Here is a 3775-nt window from a genome sequence, read left to right on the forward strand (position 1 = left end):
GCCCAAGCCGGCGGCGACGCCGCCCCCGCCGCCGCCGAACAAGCCCGCACCGGAAACGTCCGAGCCGGCCAAGCCCGTCTTCGGCGTGACGGAAGAATCGACGGTGGAGGATTCCGACTTCGCGGTGCGCGTCGGAAATACGCTGATGAAGAAGCAGGAAGACCAATTCACCGACCCCAACGCGGTGAAACCCTACGCGCCGCCGCGCCCGACGCCGATCAAGGTGACGCGCCCGCCGAAATTGCGCCGCATGGTCGAACCGGAATATCCCGCGCTGGCGCGGCGAAGTGGCGTGGAGGGGCGCGTCGTGCTGAAGGTGTTCATCAGCGCAAGCGGCAACGTGACGAGCGCGGAAGTCGCCAAGGCGGAACCGTCGGGAATGGGATTCGAACAGGCGGCGATATCGGCCGTGCGCCAGTGGACCTACGAAGCGCCGGGAAACGATGTGTGGTGCTACCAGCCGATCCGGTTTCGACTGGACGGGTAGGGGCGATCAACCGGGATCGATGGACAGGATGGACCCCGTGGACAAATGGACGTGTCTACCGGGTCCATTGCGTCCATTATGTCCATATTGTCCATGCTTTCATGATGCGCCATCGCTGCCCACAACGCACGATTTCACCCCTCCAGCGTGAAATACAAAATCCTGGTCGCGCCCGCCTTGCCGCGCCAGAACATGCGCCCCAGCAACACGCCCGCCGACAGGCGGCGCAACTCGCCGAGGATTGCGCGCAGCGGCGCGGGCGTCGCATCGACGGCGTAGTCGAGCAGCACCGACTCGCGGCCGTCGTTGGGCGACACCTCGCGCAAGACGCGGTACGACGCAAACGAAAGCTGACCGCGCGCGACGCCCCACCAATTCGCGCCGCCAATTTCGTCGAACGATTTGGCGCGCCAGGGATTCAGCGGCAGCGCGAGTAACCAGAAAATCGCCGCGCGGATCGGCGCGGGCAGGGCGTCCAGGAACGACACCGCGACGAGCCGCCCGTGCATGCGCGGACGCAGCTCCTCGGTGTCGGGCGCGGGCAACGCGTCAAAAAGCGCGTCGATCTCAAGTGTGGTGCGCCTCGCGAGCGCGCCCGCGTCGACGGCGAGCGCGGTGCGTTGCGTGCGATCTCGCCCGATGCGTTCGGGCTCGCGGAGGATGAGTTCATCGAGCATGGCGGCTCCGGTTTTTTACCGCAAAGGCGCGAAGAATGCGCAAAGACGCGAAGACGATTTCATCTCGCTTCGCGTTCTTCGCGTTTCCTTAGCGTCTTCGCGGTGAAGATTCATTACGCGCTCATCAGCGCCGCCTGTCGCTCGGCGAGCGCCGCGATCGTCAGCGACGGCGGCACGCCCGGCGCGGCGGGGTAGAGCGAGCCGTCGGCGACGTAGAGATGCGGATATCCGAACACCTGGCCGGTGTGATCGACGACGCCGTCCGCCGTGGATCGGCCGATCGCCGCGCCGCCTAGCGGATGCACCGTGCCGACGCGCTTGTTGCCGCGTCCCGACGGGAGGTTGTGCCAAACCGAGCGGCCGGCGTAATGCGCGAGCACGCGTTCGGCGTCCGCCTCGATGCCGGCGTACACGTCCGGCCCCGTCGCGCGGCCGGCGCGGACGCGCAGGCGCTTGCCCGTGAAGACGACCTCGCCGTCGGCCCTGTCGCGCCCCATGCCGACAAGAGCGGCCGTGCGCGCCAGACGCTTTCGCAGCCCGCGCGGCAAAGGCAAAGCCGACACGGGGATGCCGCACTCGCCGACGAGGTAGCGGTATTTTCCATTCTCGTCTTCGCGGCGGAAAAAGGCGTTGATCGACGGCCCGTGGCCGGCATCGGAAAGGGCGTGCGTCATGAGGGAGGCGGAGAGTAGATCGCCGTTCGGCGAAAACTGGCGGCCAAGATTCGGCGAGAGGCCCGGCAACGTGCCGTGGCGGTCGCGCGCCGCGAAAAGCAGGCGCAGGGTATTGAGCGTGCCGGCGGACAGCACGAGCCGCCGCGCCTCGACGTGGTGCTCGCGCCCCGTGCGGTGATCGCGATAGCGCACACCGTATCCCCACGATTCGCGGCCGATGGCGATCGCTTCGCACAAAGGGCGAAGCTCGGCGCCGTGGCTGATCGCCCACGGGATGTAGGTCAGATCGAGCGTCGTCTTGGCCGTCTCGTTGCAGCCGACGATGCACTCTCCGCAATAGTTGCAGGACTGCTGCGTAACGCCGGCGGCGTTCGTGACACGCCCGCGCGGATCGCCCGGCCGCGCGAACACGACGGCGAGATCGGGATATCGGACCTCGCCGGCGCCGGCCGCGCGGACCGCCTCCGCGAAACGCACGTTTTTTTCGGGCAGCTCGCGGATCGGTTCGGGGCGCTGCATCTCGCGCACGAGATCGTAATACGGTCGCATCTCGCCTGGGCTGATTTCCGGCGGAAAGGCGTCGAAAAAGTCGTCGTCCGGCGCGACCTGCATGTTGGTGTAGATGAGCGATCCGCCGCCGACGCCGCTGCCGGTGATGACGTCGAGCGTGTCGAACGCGTGGTATTCGAACAGGCCGTCGCTGTTGACGAGCCACTCGCCGCCTCGCCGGCCGACTTGCAGGCGCACGTTGCGAAGGAACTTGCGCGAGCGCGCCGCACCGCGCGGAAAGGGGCGATGATCGATGCTCGACCGTCCGGCGTGCGCCGGTCCCCACCACGGCCCGCGTTCCAGAACGAGCACGCGCATGCCCTTTTCCGCGCAGCGGGCGGCGGTCACGGAGCCGCCGAAGCCAGAGCCGATGACGATGATGTCGTATTTCATGGGCGGAAGATTCGCGTCTCACGAAGTTTGGAAAACGAAGGTGCAAGCCTTAGTCGTCGCGGCGCAAAGATCAAGTCTTTTCGGAAACGCGTTCGACGGTACACGGAGGACACGGGGAAGCCACGGAGGACACAGAGGATCGCAACGACCCGATGGTCGTTAGGTAATTAAGACTCCGTGTCCTCTGTGTCTTCTCGGTGCTCTCTGTGTACCGCCGAAAAATACGCCTCTTCTCACCGATACGCCTCGAGCACGCGGCGAGCGACAGGGGCGTAACGCGGATCGCCCGGGAAGCGTTCGAGAAGCTGCATAAAGATCTCGCGGGCTTCGGCCGGCCGGCCGAGTGCGACGAAATAGTCGCCAAGGCGCGCCATCGTCGCGGGCGTCTCCTTCGCGTCGGGGTTGGTTTCGAGGAAGCGCCGGTACCAGGCGACCGCGTTTTCCGGCTCGGCAAGCTGGTAGCGATACGTCGCCGCGAGCGTCAGCATCGCCTTGCGTCCCGCGGGCGACGCGGGCCTGTCGGCGGCCAGATCCGCGAGAGCCTTGACGCCTCCACCGAAGTCCGCCAGGGCCAGCGCGCGCCGGGCCTCGGCGAGCCGCTCATTGGCCTCGCGCACGTCCGCGATCTCTTCGGGCGCCGTCGGCGGCAGCGGCACCGCGACGGGCAGCGGTTCGGGTGGGCTCACGGTTCGTATCGCCTGCTTCACCCCGAGGATCGCGATCCAGGCGATCGCCGCGAGCACGAAGCCGCGCTTGATCTGGCGCAGCATCCACAGCACCGGCCGATGCGGCACGGGCGCGGGCAGATCGGGCATCGGGATGCGCCCGATGATGGGGTCGACGTTCGTGCCGTCAAAGGCAAGCGGCGCCTCGTCCGGATCCGCGCGCCGCAACGCCGCATTGGCGGCGATATCAAGGACGGAGGTTTCCTCGATGTCCGGCCTCGCGCGGGGAGCGGGGCGATGCGCGTTCCGGGCGCGCGACAAGGGGATGGG

General features: G+C 67.3%; 4 protein-coding genes. 1 reads left to right on the forward strand and 3 read right to left on the reverse strand.

What is annotated here, in order from left to right; translation table 11 throughout:
- Positions 1–487, forward strand: a 487-nt coding sequence (locus K8I61_16960; GenBank protein MBZ0273732.1) for a TonB family protein, incomplete at its 5' end; no start/stop codon positions are given.
- Between the two features lie 134 nt (positions 488–621).
- Here the strand turns inward: K8I61_16960 and K8I61_16965 are convergent.
- From K8I61_16965 to K8I61_16975, 3 genes are all read right to left on the reverse strand, one after another.
- The gene (locus K8I61_16965) at positions 622–1164 is read right to left on the reverse strand and encodes a hypothetical protein (protein MBZ0273733.1); all 543 of its coding nucleotides are present in this window, start codon (positions 1162–1164) and stop codon (positions 622–624) included.
- Between the two features lie 113 nt (positions 1165–1277).
- Positions 1278–2780 carry a GMC family oxidoreductase N-terminal domain-containing protein gene (locus tag K8I61_16970; GenBank protein MBZ0273734.1) on the reverse strand — a complete coding sequence of 501 codons (1503 nt, stop codon included), beginning with the start codon at positions 2778–2780 and terminating at the stop codon, positions 1278–1280.
- Between the two features lie 233 nt (positions 2781–3013).
- Positions 3014–3775 (reverse strand): outer membrane protein assembly factor BamD (locus K8I61_16975; protein MBZ0273735.1); only part of this gene is annotated, 762 nt, incomplete at its 5' end.

This window comes from bacterium (genome assembly GCA_019912885.1).
Taxonomy (GTDB): domain Bacteria; phylum Lernaellota; class Lernaellaia; order JACKCT01; family JACKCT01; genus JAIOHV01.

Bases quoted from the DNA above. Each gene is read 5' to 3' on its own strand.
- K8I61_16970 (MBZ0273734.1), bottom strand. From the start codon at position 2,780: ATGAAATACGACATCATCGTCATCGGCTCTGGCTTCGGCGGCTCCGTG.
- K8I61_16965 (MBZ0273733.1), bottom strand. From the start codon at position 1,164: ATGCTCGATGAACTCATCCTCCGCGAGCCCGAACGCATCGGGCGAGAT.